Below are 17,689 nucleotides of genomic sequence, written 5' to 3'. Positions count from 1 at the left end.
AGATGGAGACGATCAAAGGTACGGTCGTAAAAGTTACAGAACAACATATTGTCTTGTTGACGACCGATGGAAGGTTTAAAAATGTTCCTCGATCTACTTCCGAGGTACCACTCATTGGACAATCGTTTACTCATATTGAAAAGTCGAAAAGAATATTTCCTATATATAAGGTTGCATCAGCAGCCGCCGCTTTATTTTTAATGATCGTCACTTACTTTATTTTTCCTTTTAGTGGGGACGGTAAAGAGGTATATATTATTTCACTCGACATTAATCCTAGCTTTGAAATCGCAACGAATGGTGACTTTAAAGTAGTTCGTGCAGAAGGTTTAAACGAAGAAGGATCAGAAATTATAGAGGCACTTCATTGGAATGACAATTTATATACTGTTATCGATGAAATTATCGACATGACGATTGAAGCCGGTTATATCGAGCAGCATATCGAGCCGGTTGTTGTGACATCAGTAATTCCTTTAGAGGAAACGTCTGAACCGTTCATTGATGAATTAAAAGAAGCTATTGATACATCGTTAGAAAAAAATGAAACGATCGTTCCGGTATCTGTTTCTCTAGATGAAAAAGAGACTTATGAAGAAGCGAAACAATTCAATATGTCTGTCAACTATTATAAAGAGTTTAAGCAATTGGAAAAACGAGGAATAGTACAAAATCCGAATGAAATCAAAGGAAGAACCATCTCTGAGTTAAAGAGAATGGAAAAACAGCCGGAACGAGCAAGAGAAAGATCAAATTCGTCAAATGGACAGTCTAAAAAGAAGAATGACGCTCCTCCAAAAGACGAAAAGAAAAAAACTTCAAACGAAAATCAGCTAGATAAACAGGAAGGTAACAAAGGAAAACCTTCTGAAAATAAAGGAAATGCTCCAAGTGAGCGAGGAAAGCCATCCGAAAATAAAGGAAATGCTCCAAGTGAACGAGGAAAGCCATCCGAAAATAGAGGGAATGCCCCAAGTGAACGGGGGAAACCAGCAGAAATTAAAGGGAATTCCAATTCAAATCCAGGGAAACAACAAAAAGAAATTAAAGGACCGCCATCACCACCCCCTGGGCAACAAAAACGAGAAGAACGGTCGAACGCACCCAAACAACCACCAGGGCAACAAAATAGAAACAACAATTAATTTAAAAACGGTAGCAGGTACCTTTAGCAGACTAAAGGTACCTGCTACCGTTTTTTGCTTTCTGTTTTGTTATAATGGTGGGGAGTTGTAGGAACGCAGCAAAACAAAGGAGTGTCTATGATGGTTTATATTGATCCGAAAGACCGAAGCAGAAAAGAGAACTATCAGTTATTGAGCAGTGCCGTCATTCCTCGACCGATTGCTTTTGTCACATCGCAAAATGAAGACGGGGTGGTCAACGCAGCACCCTATAGTTTTTTTAACGTCATTACGGCAGAGCCGCCGCTTATTTCTATTTCAGTCGGGCGCCGGAATGGTAAAACAGTGAAAGATACGGGACGAAACATTTTAAAAGGAAAAGAGTTTGTTGTGCATTTGGTTGATGAAGAAATCGTACAACAAATGAACCAATCGGCAGCCGAGTATCCATCAAATGTGAGTGAAGTAAAGGAAACAGGCTTAACACTGACAGACAGTCAAATCGTCAGGGTTCCTAGTATAAAAGAAGCTAAAATACGAATGGAATGTAAACTACATCACGCAGTAGCGCTCGGAACAGAGGAAGAAGCGAGCTGTGACCTGCTGATTGGAGAGGTCGTCATGTTTCACATTGCTGATGACTTCTACAAAGATGGAAAAGTCATCGCTGACGGCCTGAATTTAGTCAGTCGCCTAGGAGGCGCTGATTATGCTCGCATTAAGGACACTTTTACTCTTCAAAGACCAGAAATGAAGTAATAAGAAAACCGCCATCATGGCGGTTTTTTATTTTCGTTATGTTTAAGTCTAGATGGCTAAAGCTGATGTAATTCACTGAAGTTAGATTTAATCAATAAACAAGCACCAATAAAGAAGACCAAAAACGACCGGCCGAAATCACAAGCACAAAAGTGTATTCACTCATCTTTTTTCCCTTCTTGTATCATTTTGCCTCGATGATATGAATTGTATCTTTTTCGTAATTGAGCATAATAAGTCGGGACTAAAAGAGGTGGAGGGTCATAGAAGATGAAAAAGCAGTCAGTTTTACTCGTTGTTATTTTATCGATGTTAGCCGTTTTAGTAGTTAGTCCTTGGACAGACAAAACCATGGCGAGTGAAATAGGGCAAGATGTAAGAATTGCAGCAGATATAATCGTTAGCACGGAATGGCTCCAAAAAAATAATGAGCTAGTCAAAGTCATTGATACTCGAAAGAATGGTTTCGATGAAGGGCACATTCCAGGCGCGGTCCATTTGCCTTATACCGAATTAAATGATCCCAATCATCCCATTGAAGATTACATGATCTCGAAAAAAGACTTTGAAAAAAAGATGAGAACGTTAGGCGTACGGAACGACCAGACAGTAGTCGTATACGATGACGGCCGAAGTCCTTATGCGGCGAGGTTATTTTTAGCTTTAGATTATTATGGACATGAGGATGTACGGTTACTAGATGGCGGCCTAACAGCTTGGACTGAAAGTGGTAAAGAATTAGCACAGGATGTGGATGAATATAAAAAAGGAAATTTTAAAGCCAGCCTAAAAGAAAAGCTTCTAGTTGATAAGGACTTTGTAAAAAATGCGATTGGAAAAGAAGGTGTTGTCCTCCTGGATGTCCGGTCTCCTGAAGAGTATCGCGGGGAAGATAAACGCGCGAAAAGGGGAGGACATATACCAACAGCTGTAAACTTAGAATGGAAAAATACAATAATACCAGAAGGAATACCTTATCTTAAACCATTACATCAACTAGAACAGCAATTTGAAGAACTGGGGGTCACCAAAGAAAAAACGATTATTATTTATTGCCACACGGCTTTACGAACGTCACATACGTATGTTGTGTTACGGTTATTAGGCTTTGAAAATCTCCATGTGTATGAAGGTTCATGGGCAGAGTGGGGGAATGACCCAGATACTCCGATCGATAAACCGTAACTAAAAAAACACCTCAATGGATTTGAGGTGTTTTTTAGCTGTTTTCTCAAAGATTGTTGCTTTACGGGACATCCCAACGCGACAATCCGTACTTTCTTGGATCATTAAATACTCACTCCTCTAAAAAAATAAAAATACTGGAAAAAAGCTATTGAAAAACTAATGCCATTAGTTATAATTAAAACTAAGGGTATTAGTTTTAATATGAGGAGAGAATAACATGAGAATGATGCGAGAAGGTTCAGTTTACCAATTGTCGTTTATGCCACGATTTTTCCCTGTGAATTGTTACTTTGTTGAAGAAGAAGATGGTTTGACATTAATTGATACGGCATTGCCTTTTAGCAGTCAATCCATCCTGAAAGCTGCTAAAAGTATAGGAAAACCAATTACTAATATTGTGTTGACACATGCACATGATGATCATGTTGGTGCACTAGATCGCTTAAAAGACGTTCTTCCTCATGTTCCAGTTTATATTTCAAAGCGTGATGCCAGATTAATGGCTGGAGACGTGACTCTTGACCGAGAAGAACCACAGACGCCTATACGAGGCGGTGTGCCGAAAAAAATAAAAACGCGTGCGGATGTTCATCTCGAAGATGGAGACAAAATTGGCTCTCTTGTTGCTATTTCAACTCCAGGCCATACTCCTGGTCAGATGGCATTTTTAGACACGAGGTCTCAAGCGGTAATTGCCGGAGACGCCTTTCAAACGCTTACGGGGCTAACGGTTGTCAGTGACTTAAAACTACGTTTTCCCTTTCCAGCATTAGCTACATGGAATAAAACTCTTGCGTTAACGAGCGCCGAGAAATTATTAAATGTAAAACCCTCTTTACTAGCTGTTGGTCACGGGAACATGCTTAAAAATCCCGAGGCACGAATGGCAAGAGCTATTGATGAAGCAAAACGAAAGATAGAAAGGGATAATTAACATGTCACCGAGAGTTGGATTAGATACAGATACGATCGTAAAAGCAGCAATAGTTATGGCAGATTCAGAAGGAATTGACGCTGTAACAATAGCCTCTTTAGCTAAACATTTAAATATACGCCCGCCTTCACTATATAATCACATTTCAGGATTAGAAGAAGTGAAAAAAGAGGTAGGAATTTATGGATTGGAGCAACTGTATGAAAGGATAGCAGCAGCTGCTGCCAATAAAAGTGGAGATGATGCCATTAAGGCTATTTCTTTAGCATATGTTTCATACGTCCGGTCCCATCCTGGTTTATATGATGCAACGGTCCAAGTACCTGATTTGAGAGATCCTGATGTTCAAAAAGTTGGCGAAAAGATTGTAAATCTCGTCGTTCAATCATTTGCTAATTATCATTTATCAAAAGAGGACGCCATTCATGCTGTACGGGGACTACGGAGTATTCTTCACGGTTTTTCTGCATTAGAACAAAGTAATGGCTTTGGGCTCCCTCTAAATGTGGATTTAAGTTTGAACTTTATCATTGATACTTTCTTAAAAGGAATCCATACGATGGAAGGTAAAAGTGAGAAGTGAATTTTTTAGGAATACATCATGGTTGTATTGAAACGAGGAAAAGAAACGAGGGAGCCAATGGAAGACTCCAAGTTAATAAAACTGATTTAAGAAAAATACAACGAATTGTAAAAAAGATTACCAGACCCGAACCATTTAGGTTTTAGAGAATATTATAAAACTGATTAATGTAATGAGGAGGGTTTATGGTGGAAGAAAAAGAAAAAAAGGTTACAGAAGCAGAGACGAAACGTCAGGAAGTAGCAATGGATCCTTGGGATATGCTTGTATTTGGTCCTCCGAGGCAACCAGCGGCTCAACCCGAGAGTACTGAACAACAACCTGAGGAAAAGAAAAAAAAGTAAATACGGTCGTCAAGAAAAAGAAATGACCACACCCCGCTCAGCAGATGAATTTAAATTGATTTATCTGCTTTTTTGTGTTCATTTTACAAGCAACTTGTCCAATGTAGAAAAGATGGCTCAAAAAGTGCCATAAAGACATTTAATGAGTCATCCTCTCTTGTTGTTTTCCTAAATGAAGAACGCTCAATTATAAAAAGAATGGTAAAAACAGTCCGCCTAATCCGAAGAATGGGAAGCGACGACGTCTGAATCTACGGAAGCGCCTAGGATATCCGTATCCAGGGCCATATCCAAATCCAGGGCCAAATCCGTATCCAGGGCCATATCCTAAACCGGGGCCATATCCGAGTCCAGCACCATATCCTAAACCGATTTGGCGGGAATGATCATGCTGGTGTTGTTGGTGGTGATGCTGATGTTGATGGGTGTCATCATCCATGTCTCCTGTTGGAATTAACATCGTTACACCTTCATGGTCAACATGTTCAATAATTCCTTCAACTGTTTGCCCGTCAATCATTTGTAACTGAACAAAGTGTAAATGAAGACTCATGCAAGAGTCATGCATGTTCTTGTTATGGTCTTGGTGGCCTTCTGCCGCTGCCGTAATGTGTGGACCATGAACAGCAGGGTGTGCCATGTGACCATGTTGCATAGGTGCAGTATGTTGTTGAGTCATGTGTCCAGTAGGTTGATGAGCCATATGGGCGTTCATATGAGAATGTTGCATTTTGTTACCCTCCTTAATGTATTCACCCATATCATATTCATGAGGTAGGCATTTGTTCATTCTTTTTTAAAAGGACTCAAGCCCAAACATCTGAAAAACGATTTGCATACAGTATGGTTGTAAGCTGAAATTTATTTAAAGGAGTGAATGAAATGTCAGGTTACGGATACACTGGTGGATTTGCGTTATTAGTAGTATTGTTTATCTTGTTAGTAATCATCGGCGCTAGCTGGGGTTACGGTTATTAATTAGTTCATGGAAAGAGGGTGATGCTTTGTCGTCACCCTCTTTTCTTATGCTATTAATATTATTTTTCATGAAAGGGAAACTATAACTAATGAAGGGAGGGCTTACAGTGAACAAAGATAATAACAAAACACCGATTGACCAGAGCCTGGAAGTTGCTGAAAATTCGTATCACCCATCTGATTACAAAAGTTCAAATGAAACGGAGCAAGGTCTTGCGTTTGTTCATGAACAAGTAAGTGATGCGTATGTAGAAGGTACAATTGATGGTCAAATTGAGGAATCACGAAACAATGCAGATCTAGGAAGAGCTGAAGAAGGTTTTAAAGAAATGGAGAACTTCGAAAATTAGTAACACGACGGGCTATTTCAATAGTGCAGGACAAGCTCTATTGGAGTAGCTCATTACATTTTCATCTGAAGCTTCAAAAAGTTGATAAAGTTGTGTATATTAGAAGGACAGTCTATGAATTGAAGAGGTGAAATCATGAGTAAACTTAATATTAACCTTGTGCTTTGTCATGAAATTGACAAAGGTACAGGAGCATTAAAAGGCATACATAATCAATTTAAAAAAGAAGAAAAGGGAGTTACCTTTAGTCTCGTTATGTTTATCTCGGCTATCGATCAAATGGAGCGTGATTTACATTTAATTTTGTTAGCTGGAGACGGGAAGCAGAAAATATTAAGAAAAGTAACAGTAGAGCAGGCGGAAAAACAAGCATCGAATGATATGCATGTTAATACCTTTACTGATGTTGGGTTAGAAACAGGTCTATATGAATTTCGAGTGTTCTCAACGCCAATAAGTGATGAAACTGTTTCAATGGAGAAGTTAGCAAAAGAAGGAACTCTAGAGTCACTAGTTAAACTTAAAATTGTATAATAAACGGAAGGAATGTTTACTTTGAGCATTCCTTTTTTTATTGGTTATTTTCATCCTAATTAGGCGCCTAGAGCATAACAGAAAAAAGTTAAATAAACGTTTAATTAAATATGATCAAACTTAATATACGTTTAATATAACATACGCTAAAACATTTTATAGAGTGCTGTTAGACGAAGGCTATAATCAGTATACCTTAGATGAAATTTTTGTTTGGTTAACAGAAAAGATGGTTGATATCACAAAAGAAAATAGTCAATACATTGAGCCAACTGGAAACTTAATTGAAATGCTTAACGTGTTAAAAGCAAAAAAGATAGAAGTTGGCATTGCAACAGCAGATGACCTTGAAACAACTAAAATATGCTTAAATAAGCTAGGTCTCACTAATTATTTTTCTTTTATAGTTACTGCAGATACTCATGAGTTCTCTAAACCCCATCATTCTATCATTGAGAAATTTTGTAAACACACCGGCCTGCTGTCAAATGAAGTCGCTGTAGTTGGAGATACAAATGTTGATTTGGCATTAGCTCAAAATGGGAAGGCGGGACTAGCAATTGGAGTTTTAACTGGTGCAAGCAGGAGTGAGGAGTTAGCAGAATTAGCCGATTTAATTGTTCCAGCCGTTACGGATATTGTTAATGAAGAAGGGGTTTTTATTTGGGAGAATTAAGAGGATAACCTGTTTTTTTAAGGTTCTCTTACTCTCAAATATCGTATCCTTCTATGACAAAAGGAGCCATCCAGGCTCCTTATATCATTTATACAATTGAACGTAACGGTCTAATAACCAGCTGGCAATGATGAGCAGGGCAACGATGATCACAGCCTCAGAGACGAGGTAACCTAAATAAAATGTACCGTCCATATCCACGGACACGCCAACGTCAGCTTCTACTAGCATCAGCTGATGAAGTGTAGCCTGTATATCAGCAGGTGTAATTAGTGCTCCCCATTCAGTCATTGCTCGGTAAATCTCTGTGTTCTTCACTACGTTCCATACATAATGTGCTCCGAATCCAATGGCGACAGCAAGGATCCAACCACCTTTGTAAACCGTTTTTGAAATGAAATACAACACGGTTGCAAAAGCTCCAAGTTGTAATGAGGCTAAGATTAAGATAAAGGCCGGAACATACCAATACGTGTGAAAAATAGAAAGTGCAATAAAAAACGGATCGCTTATTTGATTATTAAATACAAAGATAAAAAGGTAAAAGCCGAGAAACGTAACCGCAAGTGAAATCAAAAAGTGGGTAGCCACTGCTGAAAACTTGGCAGTGATAAGGGACCAGCCACTTTGAGGTATAGTTAACCACAGATTCACATTATGATTGCGCCATTCTTTTGAAAGCGAGTCGAACATCCCGATCAATAAATAGATCACATGGAGCATAAGAACCGGAACAAAGCTCATTAAAATAAATTCGTTGTTGTATCGGAACATGATAAAAAAAATGGAGAGGAAGAAAAGAAGTAGGAGACTAATATTTACAACTAGACGTAAATTGTTCGCTCGTAAATCTTTTTGATATAAGGCAAACCAGCTCACTTTAACACCTCTCTCATGAAATCAATTACACTTTGTCCTCGTTCTTCACGAAGTTGTTCTACTTCATTAAAGTATAGTATTGAACCATCCTTAATGAACAGAACTTGATCAAGCAGCGGTTCAATTTCTTCTACTTCATGTGTGGATAATATGATTAATTGCTTTTCTAAGTCAGCATATTTAGCAAAAGCTTTAATAATGTCTTCTCTCACGATAGGGTCTAGACCTGACAAGGGCTCATCGAGAAGAAGGCAAGGAACCTTTCGTCCAAGAGCAAGCGCAATCTTCACCCGGGCCCGGTTTCCTTTGGAGAGATGGCCAATCTTTTCCTCCATTGAAACATTAATATCGTTCAGGATATTTTCCGATTTGGATCGCTCAAAGTCAGGAAACACTTTTTCATAAAAAAGTAATGTATCTTTAACTGTATAGAAGGGGTATAAATCATCATCTTCTGACAGGTAGGCACAATGTTTCGTTGTTTTTCTAGACACATTATTTCCTATTAGTTGAACAGTACCCGTTGATGTTTTGAGTAAGCCGGCAATGAGCTTCAATAACGTTGATTTACCACTTCCATTGGCGCCGATGAGACCGATGATGCCGGGTTGATTTACAGAAAATGTAATGTTGTCCAATGCCTTTTTTGTTCCATACCGTTTCGTTACATTTTCAACAGAAAGAATAGGTGTACTCAATTTAGCTATTCTCCTTTCTCTGTAATTTTGGTTTGCAGTCTTTGTAAAATTTCAGGTGGAGTAAAGCCAATACTTTTCATTTCTTCAATGAAAGAATCCATTTGTTCTTCGGCAAGTTGTAGTCTAAGTTGTTTAATGACTTCCGGCTCATTTACGACAAATGTACCCTGGCCCCGTTTGGATTCAACGACACCCATCCGTTCCATTTCCATATAAGTTCTCTGAACCGTATTTGGATTTACGCCTGCATCAACGGCTGTTTCTCTGACAGAAGGAAGCTTTTCTCCTGGTTGAATGTGACCACTGCAAATTTTATGGAAAAACCGATGCATTAGTTGATAATAAATTGGTTTTGTATTGTCAAAGTCACGAGACATAACTCATCTCCTTCACACCTAATTAAGCACCTACATCCCTTTTTACAAACATATAAGATGCAATCGCATGAAAAATAATAAAATAAATGAGCAGCATCATTAGCGAAAAGCCTAATGTTAAGCCTTCAATGAGCGGTTGCCCTGTAAAGAATTGTTGAAGGTGTGTATTTGCAAATAAAATGTACTTGACCCAATCGTATTGGCTTAAAGCAAAAACTAGCTGTGAGCCAGTAAACATTAAGAAGATCGATAAACCGATTGCTAACGATTGGTTACGGAAAACACTAGCAATCATAAAAGCAAATGTTACCATCATTAATAATTCTACACTGTTTAGTACATAAATGAAAAGAATGTGTAAGAGCATCGGTGTTTCAGTTATCATTCCTTGTTCATAAGAAAGATTTACTGCATTTACATTTTCAAATCCGAAAAATAAGGCTCCAACTAGCAAAGAAGCGATGAGTAATACCGCTAGAAATACGATCGAAAAACAAAAAGCAGAAATGTATTTAGAGAATAAAATCTTTAAGCGATGAACAGGCCGAATGAGTAAAAGCTTGATCGTCCCAGACGAAAATTCAGCAGCTACTGATGTAGCGGCGAAAATGATTGTAAATAATGTAATGATACTAATAAGCATCGAACTGCTTAATGTAAACCCCAAAATGGATTGATCACTAACAGGGGGGAGATCGTTAGTAAGCCTGTATTCATTGATGGCGATCGTTTCTTGAAGAGCTTGACGTTCTCCTTCAGATATCACAGGGTCGTTTATAATTTGAGTTAGATGATCATTTTCAGCGGAAACAACTGCTCTCCAGTCAGTTATTTCTTCAGAAGGCAATAAGAATTTTGTAACGATACCGACACCCATTACCATAAAAATCAATAAGCCAATCATGACCCATGTGCTCGTTCGTGAAGCTATTTTTATATTTTCATTGTGAATCAGGTTCATCATTCGTTTCATCATTTACGACCTCCTGTCACTTGTAAGAATTTATCCTCTAATGTAGTTGTTTTTCTTTCAATTAAATAAATTTGTATGTCCTTTTCAACAAGCTCACGCGTAATTGAAGGAATTTCCTCAGAAGAAGCAATCACCTGCAAGTGCTCATTTTCTATTTTGCAATGGAGTTGTGGGAATTTCTCAGTAATGACCATTAAAGCACGATCCAAAGGCTTAACCTCTAACCTATACGATTGTTTTTCTTCTTCGTTAACAAAATCTCTAACCGTTTTGATGTCAACCATTTTACCGTCTTGTATAATTCCGATCCGGTCACACATCAGTTCCATTTCTGAGAGTAAATGACTTGAAACGAGAACGGCTAATCCGTCTTCGTGTGCCAACCGTCGCAAGTAGTTGCGAATTTCTCGAATTCCAGCCGGGTCGAGACCATTTGTAGGTTCATCTAAAATAAGAAGGGACGGGGAGTGCAAAAGTGCTTGAGCGATTCCTAACCGTTGGCGCATGCCAAGGGAATATGTTTTTACCTTGTCTTTAATACGGTCTGTTAACCCTACTAATTCGATGACTTCTTTAATTCTTTCTTCCCCAACCCCATCTACCATGCGGGCATATTGCCGTAAATTTTCAATGCCGCTTAAATAGCTGTACATCTCGGGATTTTCAACAATTGCACCAGTATGAGCAATTGCCTTTTCGAACTCTTTTGAAATATGATTTCCCTTGATGTATATATCACCTTCACTAATGGAAATGAGTCCTACGATCATACGGATGGATGTCGTTTTTCCAGCACCGTTCGGGCCTAAAAATCCGAAAACCTCGCCTGGATAAACATCGAAAGAGACCGCATCGATGATCTTTTTATTTTTAATTACTTTAGAAACGTTTTGTACGGAAAGAACCGTGCCTTCTTTCATAACTGTCACCTCTAATATTATTTATTTAGTGTACTAGTTAAATAATACACTGTAACTAACTGATTTGTAAATGTAAATAAATAGAAAAATAAAACATTCATATCAATCATAGATTTCTCTATTGGTTCTTATAGATTTCCATTATTCAATCTTCAATATCCTTAACTACAGCTTATCTGTGAGATGTTATGGGTAGAAAAGAGTGGTTTATTATTCGTTTTGCGAGAATATGTATTTTAGTACTAATAAAAAACGGAAGGAGTTTATTCATGAAAAAAATTCTCCTTTTTTGTGATCCCGGTATCGATGACTCTTTGGCCATAATGTACGCCTTACTTCATCCTAATTTAGAAGTGGTCGGAATTGTGTCCAGCTATGGAAATGTTCCTCAAGAAAAAGCAACAAACAATGCTGCCTATTTACTGAAGCTAGCTGGCAGAGAGGATATACCGCTAATTGGTGGAGCAAAGGGCCCGTTGTCTGGTGAAATTACGGTTTACTATCCTGAGATTCACGGACCAGAAGGGTTAGGTCCGATCAGACCTCCTGAAACCATTGTCGGTGAACTTTTAAACTATGATCGCGTATTTGATATTATTGAAAAATATAAAGGAGAGCTTACAATTGTTGATGTGGGCAGGAATACATCATTGGCAATTGCTTTTATTCTAGGAGAAGAACATATGAAAAAAGTGAAGGAATATTTTATTATGGGCGGAGCCTTTTTAGTTCCTGGTAATGTTACTCCAGTAGCCGAAGCTAATTTTCACGGCGATCCGATTGCAGCCAATCTGGTGCTTAGTAAAGCAAAAAATGTAACGATTGTCCCTTTAAATGTAACGAATGAAGCAATCGTTACTTCCGAAGTGGTAGACTATATCACGCAAGTTCCATTCAACCCCTTCACCTCTTTAATTCAACCTATTTTTGAGTTTTATGCCGATGCTTACTTAGAGCTTGTCCCAGGAATGAACGGCGCACCGATGCATGATGTGCTGACTTTAAGTGCATTAACGAAGCCAGAAGTGCTTCAATACATTGAGCGTCCCGTTACAGTTCAAATATTAGAGGACACGAGAGGGCAAAGTGTTACTGATTTTCGACCTGGTTGGGAGCCGGAACCGACAGATCTTTTACACCATGTAGCTTTAGAGTTAGATTATCAATTGTTTATCCACGATTTTGTAGATGTCATGACAAAATCTCTTAATGAGTAGATCTCTTTTTAGTTTTTGTTAGATAAGGTATGATAGAGAAAATGAACAAACTGTTAGGGTGAGTAGGATGAATGAACAGCAAGCGATTGAATTATTAGAGCAATTGAGAAACGGGGCACAGGAGAAGGTCTTTATTTCAAAAGAGGACTTTATGGTTTTTCGGTCTCAATTAGTTCTTCAAAAGGACCGGCCTTCTTTTGTTGGAACAGCTGATAAAGGCGGAACCGCTACATATGTATACGTACAGCAAGAAGGGCAGAGTTAATTAATTCTGTCCTTCTGTTCTATGATTAAGGGTGACAGGATAGATATTTAGGGCAAGTTCCTTTTTTTGAATAGGAAGGTAGATGATGAAAGTGGAACCGACTCCCTTTTTACTATAAACTTCAATTCGTCCACTCAGACAATGAATGAGTTGGTAACAAAGCATTAATCCAAGCCCAGTCCCTTTTTCTTTTAATGAATAAAATGGGGCGCCGATTCGGTCCAATTCACTTTCAGTCATGCCAATTCCTTCATCACAGATTCGTATGGTCACTTCTTGTTTGGAAACGTCACCATCAATCGTAATTTTGCCCCCATTTGGCATTGCTTCAATTCCATTCATTATGATGTTGGACAATGCGCATTTCAATTTTTCAATATCTGTTTGGAATGTTCCATTATTACGTAACGATACCACAATGTCTATGTTTTTCGATTTACTAGTGCCTGAAAGGTCCATGGAGATTTCATAAAGGAGAATATCTAGGGAAGATGCGGTCAGACATAGTTGACCGGGATGAGTGATACGAATATATTTCTCCACGACTTCTTCAACTGTTGTGATTTCTCTTAGAATTAATTGAACATACTCCTGTTCTTTAAGAGGGAGCGCTTTTTCAGCTATTAGTAATTGAAGAAAGCCTTTTGCTGACGTTAGAGGATTTCGGATCTCATGGGCAACGGCCGCGGTTAAATTTGAAATCGCATGAAGGCGATTAATTTTATGAAAAAAGCTTTGATTATGTGTGTTGTAAATTCGTTTCTTGAGTAGCTTAGTTGTAACATATAAAACGACAAGAAGAAGAGTGGCTTGAATGATAATAAATTTAAAATAAATTGAATTGAGGCTGATAGTAGAAACGTTAAATACAAAGCTGGACCCAATTAAAAGTCCATCGAAAAAGAAGGTAAACATCATAGAATATTGAAAATGTAAATTAGAAAACAAAACGCTCCCTCCAATGGATTGCTATATTACAGTTCAAGCTTTATTCATTTCTAAACGGGGTATTCATAAACTTTCTAGTTAAATCAATCGTTTCGTGACGTTCATAGGAACTCTTATTGTACGATCGAGATAAATTCTAACTAAATTTGAAAAGGGGGAAAAAGAATGACATCACGCTTTGATCATGTGGAAAATCGTAAAGGTACTAATTCAATGAAATGGGATGCCGTAGATAAGCTTTATGAAGGTGAAGACTTATGGCCAATGTGGGTAGCCGATATGGACTTTTCAGCGCCGCCCGAAGTCATAAAGGCAATTCAAGAGGAAGTTGGAAGAGGTATTTTTGGTTATCCGGTCAGGTCGGCTTCTGTTGATTCTGCCGTACAATCTTGGTTAAAGAAAAGGTTGAGTTGGGAGGTTGACGCAGATGAGTTAGTGTACACATCAGGAGTCGTTCCAGCTATTTCGCAAATTATCAATCGGTTTACCGAACCAGGAGATAAAGTGATCATTCAACCACCTGTCTACTATCCTTTTTTTAACGTAGTGACCAATCAGGATCGTCAATTAATTGAAAACCCATTAGTTTTTGACGGATGTCATTATCGAATGGATTTAGAACATCTACGGTCAGTTATTGATCATAAAACGAAAATATTATTATTATGTAGTCCGCATAATCCAGTCGGCCGAGTATGGACAGAAGAAGAACTTCAGAAATTAGCAGAAATTTGCATTGAACATGATTTGTTAGTCATATCTGATGAAATTCATTGTGACATCATTTTTAAAGGGCACCAACATATACCAACAGCTACATTATCAGAGGAGATGAAACAACGAACGATAACCTGTATGGCGCCCAGTAAAACGTTTAATCTAGCAGGATTGCAAACCTCGTATACAATTATCTCTAATCCAGCTCTAAGGCGAAAGTTTAAGAACCATCTCAGTCGAGAGTTCTTAAATATGTTTAATTCAATTGGTGCGGTGGCTATGGAAGCTGCATATAACGAAGGTGAAGCGTGGCTGGAAGAATTTCTTTCCTATCTCCAAGAAAACGTTCAATTTGTCAAAACATACATCGAAGAGCATATGCCGAAAATAAAAGTTATCCAGCCTGAAGGCACCTATTTACTATGGTTGGATTGCAGTGACTTAGCGATGACGGCTCAGGAAAGAAAAAAATGGCTGACAGCACAAGCGAAATTAGCTTTAAGTAACGGAATAGTGTTTGGTAAAGAAGGGGAGCCATTCGAACGAATGAACTTAGCTTGTTCAAGGGATTCGGTAAAGGAAGGACTTGAGCGATTGAAAAAAGCATATGACTCTTTAAAGTAGTGTACCCACTTTAGTTTACACTAGGAATATTAACGAATTGTTAAGCAGAAATGTTAAATCACACAAAAAATGTTAAAAAAGTATGATAAATCTGATAATTACTCTTGAAATTTGATAATAAACCTTGTATCTTAAAACATGTTGTGAATAATTACCATGCTGAAAGAGGGCAAAGTATGTATCATATCGATAATGAGTTGTTATTAGAAGTTTATGCGAAGGCACTAGAACTCGAATTAGACGAGGATTTCATAACGTTATTAAAAGAGGAACTTGAGGAAAGAGAGCTTTTAGGTTCATTGACTCCTACCCAAGCTGACAAAATTAAAGTCTTGCATCCACAATGTTAAAAAAAATTAAAATATTTGAAGGTGTTCCTATAAGTAATGTCTAATAAGTAGAGTGGTATTCAAAATGAAATCTAATACAAAGGAGTCATCATTCATGACCTTTGATAAGTTTTACAATGATTTAGTTACCGAATGTACTTTAAAATTAGGAAGAAAGCTTACGAAAAAAGAGCTGGAATTTATCATGTGGGTGAAAGAGCGCCAATATGAAAAGAAGTATAACAATTTAAAAAGTTCTTAAACCTTATTATGTTGAGGCTGACACAAACTATTGAGTCAGTCTCTTTTACGTTTAGGTCATGATGAACATGCATCATGATAAAATATATGTTTTAATGATACATATAAAATGTAGTTAACGGAGGCGATCGTGTGAAAACTTATCGGTTATTTTCACTTCGAGTGTTGCAACCTCATGAAAAAGGGGTTAGCCAAGTTGATATTCCTTTACAAGATGGTCTAATCATCGATATGGAAGATACGGCTAAAAAATGGTTGATCGATGCTGTTATTAATCAAGATGGTATCGGTATTTTTGAAACATGCGAAAAGGAGAATGGGAAATTAATTATTGAAGCAGTAATTACAAGTGAAAATAATTATCCGGCAACGATGGTAACAAAAGTGCGAAAAATTACTCACCTGTCGAATAAAGTGAGTATTCTGCTAGATGGATTAATGGCCGTCCGTAAAGATGACATTATTGATGTTATTTTAGAAAGTATTGTTGATGAAGGCTTAACAGGCGATGCCTTACTTGAAGAATTCAAAAAAAGAAAAGCAACGCGTGGTGTCGAAAAAATTGTAGAAAATATATACAAACAAGTAAACGCCGATGAAAAACTTAGCTTTCATAGTACTGAACCTAGTGAGAAATAAATGTCCATAAGATTAAACAAAGTTCCAAAACACAGATAAAAAAAGTTGCGATGTCACCGTTATTCGACTTAAGTCTGCTGGTTGGCAAACTCCCAAATAATCCGACAATCCGAAGTATAGAATCATGCTGATGATTTATACTACATATATTGATTGGACTTTAGGGGGTTTTGTGATGGAAGAGAAAAAGACATGGGATTTGGTCTCCATAGCCTCCATACCGTTAGTAATGACACTTGGGAATTCCATGTTAATACCAGTCTTGCCAGCGATTGAAAAAGAATTAAATATTTCAGCGCTGCAAGTAAGTATGATCATTACCGTTTACTCGATTGTTGCTATCATATGTATTCCTATTGCAGGTTATATGTCGGATCGTTATGGACGAAAAAAAATCATTATTCCTAGTTTAATCATCGCAGGGATTGGAGGTTTAATCTCCGGTTTTGCCTCCTGGCAAATCGATGATCCTTATGGAATTATTATTTTCGGCAGACTGTTACAAGGGCTCGGAGCAGCTGGTGCCTCACCAATTGTACTGCCGTTAGTAGGTGATTTGTTTAAACAGGAAAGTGAAGTAAGTGAAGGACTAGGAGTTATCGAAACATCGAACACATTCGGTAAAGTATTAAGTCCAATCCTAGGGGCACTCCTTGCAAGTTGGGTTTGGTTTATGCCATTCTTTGCCTTTCCGATCTTTTGTACCATTTCAATTTTTTTAATGATATTTCTAGTTAAGACTCCGCCCAAAACTGGAGCACCTCTTGCATTTAAGGATTTTCTACATTCAATTAAAAGAATATTTAAAAATGAAGGTCGCTGGTTATATGCGATCTTTTTAATCGGCTGTATTTGTATGTTCGTGATCTTTGGTGTACTTTTTTATTTATCAACGATGCTTGAGGAACAACACGGAATTGATGGTGTGAAAAAAGGGATTATCTTAGCGATTCCCTTAGCTGCACTTTGTCTATCGTCTTATGTAACTGGAAAAGGAATTGGTGAAGAGAAAATTAAAATGAAATGGATGACCGTTATTGGTTTGGGGTTATTAACCATTTCTGTTTTTTCCATTTCTTTTTCAAAAGATATTTATGTTCTTCTAACAGCACTATTTGCAAGCGGGATAGGGATTGGAATTGCCTTGCCTAGCTTGGATGCTCTTGTTACAGAAGGAATAGCCAAAGAGCAAAGAGGAACGATTACTTCCATTTATAGCAGTATGAGGTTTGCTGGGGTTGCCCTCGGACCACCTGTCTTTGCTGTGCTTATGAAAGCATCACATTTTATTTTATTTTTTACAAATACACTTGTTTGTATTGCTGCTCTCGTAACGGCATTGGTGGCGGTTAAACCGACAGAAGATGAATAG

24 protein-coding genes are annotated in these 17,689 nt (G+C 37.8%); 17 read left to right on the top strand and 7 right to left on the bottom strand.

The features are described from left to right. The first annotated feature begins 2 nt into the window (after positions 1–2). The 6 genes from N7Z68_RS20395 to N7Z68_RS20370 all read left to right on the top strand — a co-directional run bounded on the left by N7Z68_RS20395 (position 3) and on the right by N7Z68_RS20370 (position 4,932). Entirely contained in the window at positions 3–1,145 is a 1,143-nt protein-coding gene (locus tag N7Z68_RS20395) for an anti-sigma-I factor RsgI family protein (protein WP_275120317.1), read from the top strand. A 120-nt stretch (positions 1,146–1,265) separates the two neighbouring features. After that, complete coding sequence (locus tag N7Z68_RS20390) at positions 1,266–1,883, top strand: flavin reductase family protein (protein WP_275120329.1); 618 nt, start codon at positions 1,266–1,268, stop codon at positions 1,881–1,883. Positions 1,884–2,153: 270 nt separating this feature from the next. Beyond that, a complete protein-coding gene (locus N7Z68_RS20385; protein WP_275120316.1) occupies positions 2,154–3,068 on the top strand; it encodes a sulfurtransferase in 915 nt (304 codons plus the stop codon). Between the two features lie 220 nt (positions 3,069–3,288). Further along, a complete protein-coding gene (locus N7Z68_RS20380) occupies positions 3,289–4,005 on the top strand; it encodes an MBL fold metallo-hydrolase (protein ID WP_275120315.1) in 717 nt (238 codons plus the stop codon). A gap of 1 nt (position 4,006) precedes the next feature. Then, the gene (locus N7Z68_RS20375; RefSeq protein WP_275120314.1) at positions 4,007–4,588 is read left to right on the top strand and encodes a TetR/AcrR family transcriptional regulator; all 582 of its coding nucleotides are present in this window, start codon (positions 4,007–4,009) and stop codon (positions 4,586–4,588) included. A 188-nt stretch (positions 4,589–4,776) separates the two neighbouring features. Further along, the gene (locus tag N7Z68_RS20370) at positions 4,777–4,932 is read left to right on the top strand and encodes a hypothetical protein (protein ID WP_275120313.1); all 156 of its coding nucleotides are present in this window, start codon (positions 4,777–4,779) and stop codon (positions 4,930–4,932) included. A gap of 187 nt (positions 4,933–5,119) precedes the next feature. Here the strand turns inward: N7Z68_RS20370 and N7Z68_RS20365 are convergent, their stop codons facing one another. Beyond that, entirely contained in the window at positions 5,120–5,662 is a 543-nt protein-coding gene (locus tag N7Z68_RS20365) for a hypothetical protein (protein WP_275120312.1), read from the bottom strand. 152 nt (positions 5,663–5,814) lie between these two features. Between N7Z68_RS20365 and N7Z68_RS20360 the strand changes: the two genes are divergently transcribed. From N7Z68_RS20360 to N7Z68_RS20345, 4 genes are all read left to right on the top strand, one after another. Then, positions 5,815–5,910, top strand: a complete 96-nt coding sequence (locus N7Z68_RS20360) for a YjcZ family sporulation protein (protein WP_275120311.1) — start codon at positions 5,815–5,817, stop codon at positions 5,908–5,910. A gap of 107 nt (positions 5,911–6,017) precedes the next feature. After that, a complete protein-coding gene (locus N7Z68_RS20355) occupies positions 6,018–6,260 on the top strand; it encodes a YozQ family protein (protein WP_275120310.1) in 243 nt (80 codons plus the stop codon). Between the two features lie 135 nt (positions 6,261–6,395). Then, complete coding sequence (locus N7Z68_RS20350; RefSeq protein ID WP_275120309.1) at positions 6,396–6,794, top strand: hypothetical protein; 399 nt, start codon at positions 6,396–6,398, stop codon at positions 6,792–6,794. 163 nt (positions 6,795–6,957) lie between these two features. Then, complete coding sequence (locus N7Z68_RS20345; RefSeq protein ID WP_275120308.1) at positions 6,958–7,470, top strand: HAD family hydrolase; 513 nt, start codon at positions 6,958–6,960, stop codon at positions 7,468–7,470. An 84-nt stretch (positions 7,471–7,554) separates the two neighbouring features. On the opposite strand, the gene N7Z68_RS20340 is transcribed toward N7Z68_RS20345, so the two are convergent. Genes N7Z68_RS20340 through N7Z68_RS20320 form a run of 5 tightly spaced genes read right to left on the bottom strand, consistent with a single transcriptional unit; the run spans position 7,555 to position 11,317 of the window. Further along, positions 7,555–8,349 (bottom strand): hypothetical protein, encoded by a 795-nt coding sequence (locus N7Z68_RS20340; RefSeq protein WP_275120307.1) that lies wholly within the window; start codon positions 8,347–8,349, stop codon positions 7,555–7,557. After that, a complete protein-coding gene (locus N7Z68_RS20335; protein ID WP_275120306.1) occupies positions 8,346–9,047 on the bottom strand; it encodes an ABC transporter ATP-binding protein in 702 nt (233 codons plus the stop codon). The genes N7Z68_RS20340 and N7Z68_RS20335 overlap by 4 nt, the downstream gene beginning before the upstream one ends. A gap of 5 nt (positions 9,048–9,052) precedes the next feature. Continuing rightward, positions 9,053–9,424, bottom strand: a complete 372-nt coding sequence (locus tag N7Z68_RS20330) for a GntR family transcriptional regulator (protein WP_275120305.1) — start codon at positions 9,422–9,424, stop codon at positions 9,053–9,055. A 22-nt stretch (positions 9,425–9,446) separates the two neighbouring features. Next, positions 9,447–10,400: an ABC transporter permease gene (locus N7Z68_RS20325; protein ID WP_275120304.1), complete on the bottom strand. Its 954-nt coding sequence runs from the start codon at positions 10,398–10,400 to the stop codon at positions 9,447–9,449. Continuing rightward, positions 10,397–11,317 carry an ABC transporter ATP-binding protein gene (locus N7Z68_RS20320; RefSeq protein WP_275120303.1) on the bottom strand — a complete coding sequence of 307 codons (921 nt, stop codon included), beginning with the start codon at positions 11,315–11,317 and terminating at the stop codon, positions 10,397–10,399. The genes N7Z68_RS20325 and N7Z68_RS20320 overlap by 4 nt, the downstream gene beginning before the upstream one ends. Before the next feature lie 269 nt (positions 11,318–11,586). On the opposite strand from N7Z68_RS20320, the gene N7Z68_RS20315 reads away from it, so the two are divergent. Continuing rightward, the gene (locus N7Z68_RS20315) at positions 11,587–12,534 is read left to right on the top strand and encodes a nucleoside hydrolase (RefSeq protein WP_275120302.1); all 948 of its coding nucleotides are present in this window, start codon (positions 11,587–11,589) and stop codon (positions 12,532–12,534) included. Positions 12,535–12,601: 67 nt separating this feature from the next. After that, positions 12,602–12,799: a protein YkzS gene (ykzS, locus tag N7Z68_RS20310; RefSeq protein WP_275120301.1), complete on the top strand. Its 198-nt coding sequence runs from the start codon at positions 12,602–12,604 to the stop codon at positions 12,797–12,799. On the opposite strand, the gene N7Z68_RS20305 is transcribed toward ykzS, so the two are convergent. Continuing rightward, positions 12,800–13,747: an ATP-binding protein gene (locus N7Z68_RS20305; RefSeq protein WP_275120300.1), complete on the bottom strand. Its 948-nt coding sequence runs from the start codon at positions 13,745–13,747 to the stop codon at positions 12,800–12,802. It abuts the gene before it with no gap. 165 nt (positions 13,748–13,912) lie between these two features. Between N7Z68_RS20305 and N7Z68_RS20300 the strand changes: the two genes are divergently transcribed. From N7Z68_RS20300 to bcbE, 5 genes are all read left to right on the top strand, one after another. Further along, the gene (locus tag N7Z68_RS20300; protein WP_275120299.1) at positions 13,913–15,088 is read left to right on the top strand and encodes a MalY/PatB family protein; all 1,176 of its coding nucleotides are present in this window, start codon (positions 13,913–13,915) and stop codon (positions 15,086–15,088) included. A 176-nt stretch (positions 15,089–15,264) separates the two neighbouring features. After that, positions 15,265–15,438, top strand: coding sequence for a sporulation histidine kinase inhibitor Sda (gene sda / locus N7Z68_RS20295; RefSeq protein WP_275120298.1), 174 nt, complete (start codon positions 15,265–15,267; stop codon positions 15,436–15,438). A gap of 94 nt (positions 15,439–15,532) precedes the next feature. Next, positions 15,533–15,679: a hypothetical protein gene (locus tag N7Z68_RS20290; RefSeq protein ID WP_275120297.1), complete on the top strand. Its 147-nt coding sequence runs from the start codon at positions 15,533–15,535 to the stop codon at positions 15,677–15,679. Positions 15,680–15,810: 131 nt separating this feature from the next. Beyond that, positions 15,811–16,317 (top strand): YwpF family protein, encoded by a 507-nt coding sequence (locus N7Z68_RS20285; RefSeq protein ID WP_275120296.1) that lies wholly within the window; start codon positions 15,811–15,813, stop codon positions 16,315–16,317. Between the two features lie 175 nt (positions 16,318–16,492). Continuing rightward, positions 16,493–17,689, top strand: a complete 1,197-nt coding sequence (gene bcbE / locus N7Z68_RS20280; RefSeq protein WP_275120295.1) for a bacillibactin exporter BcbE — start codon at positions 16,493–16,495, stop codon at positions 17,687–17,689.

Origin of the sequence: Alkalihalobacterium chitinilyticum (assembly GCF_029028005.1) — a bacterium.
Lineage (GTDB): Bacteria > Bacillota > Bacilli > Bacillales > Bacillaceae_F > Alkalihalobacterium > Alkalihalobacterium chitinilyticum.
The sequence above is the reverse complement of the archived record's forward strand: the minus strand, read 5'-3'. Positions and strand labels throughout refer to the sequence as shown.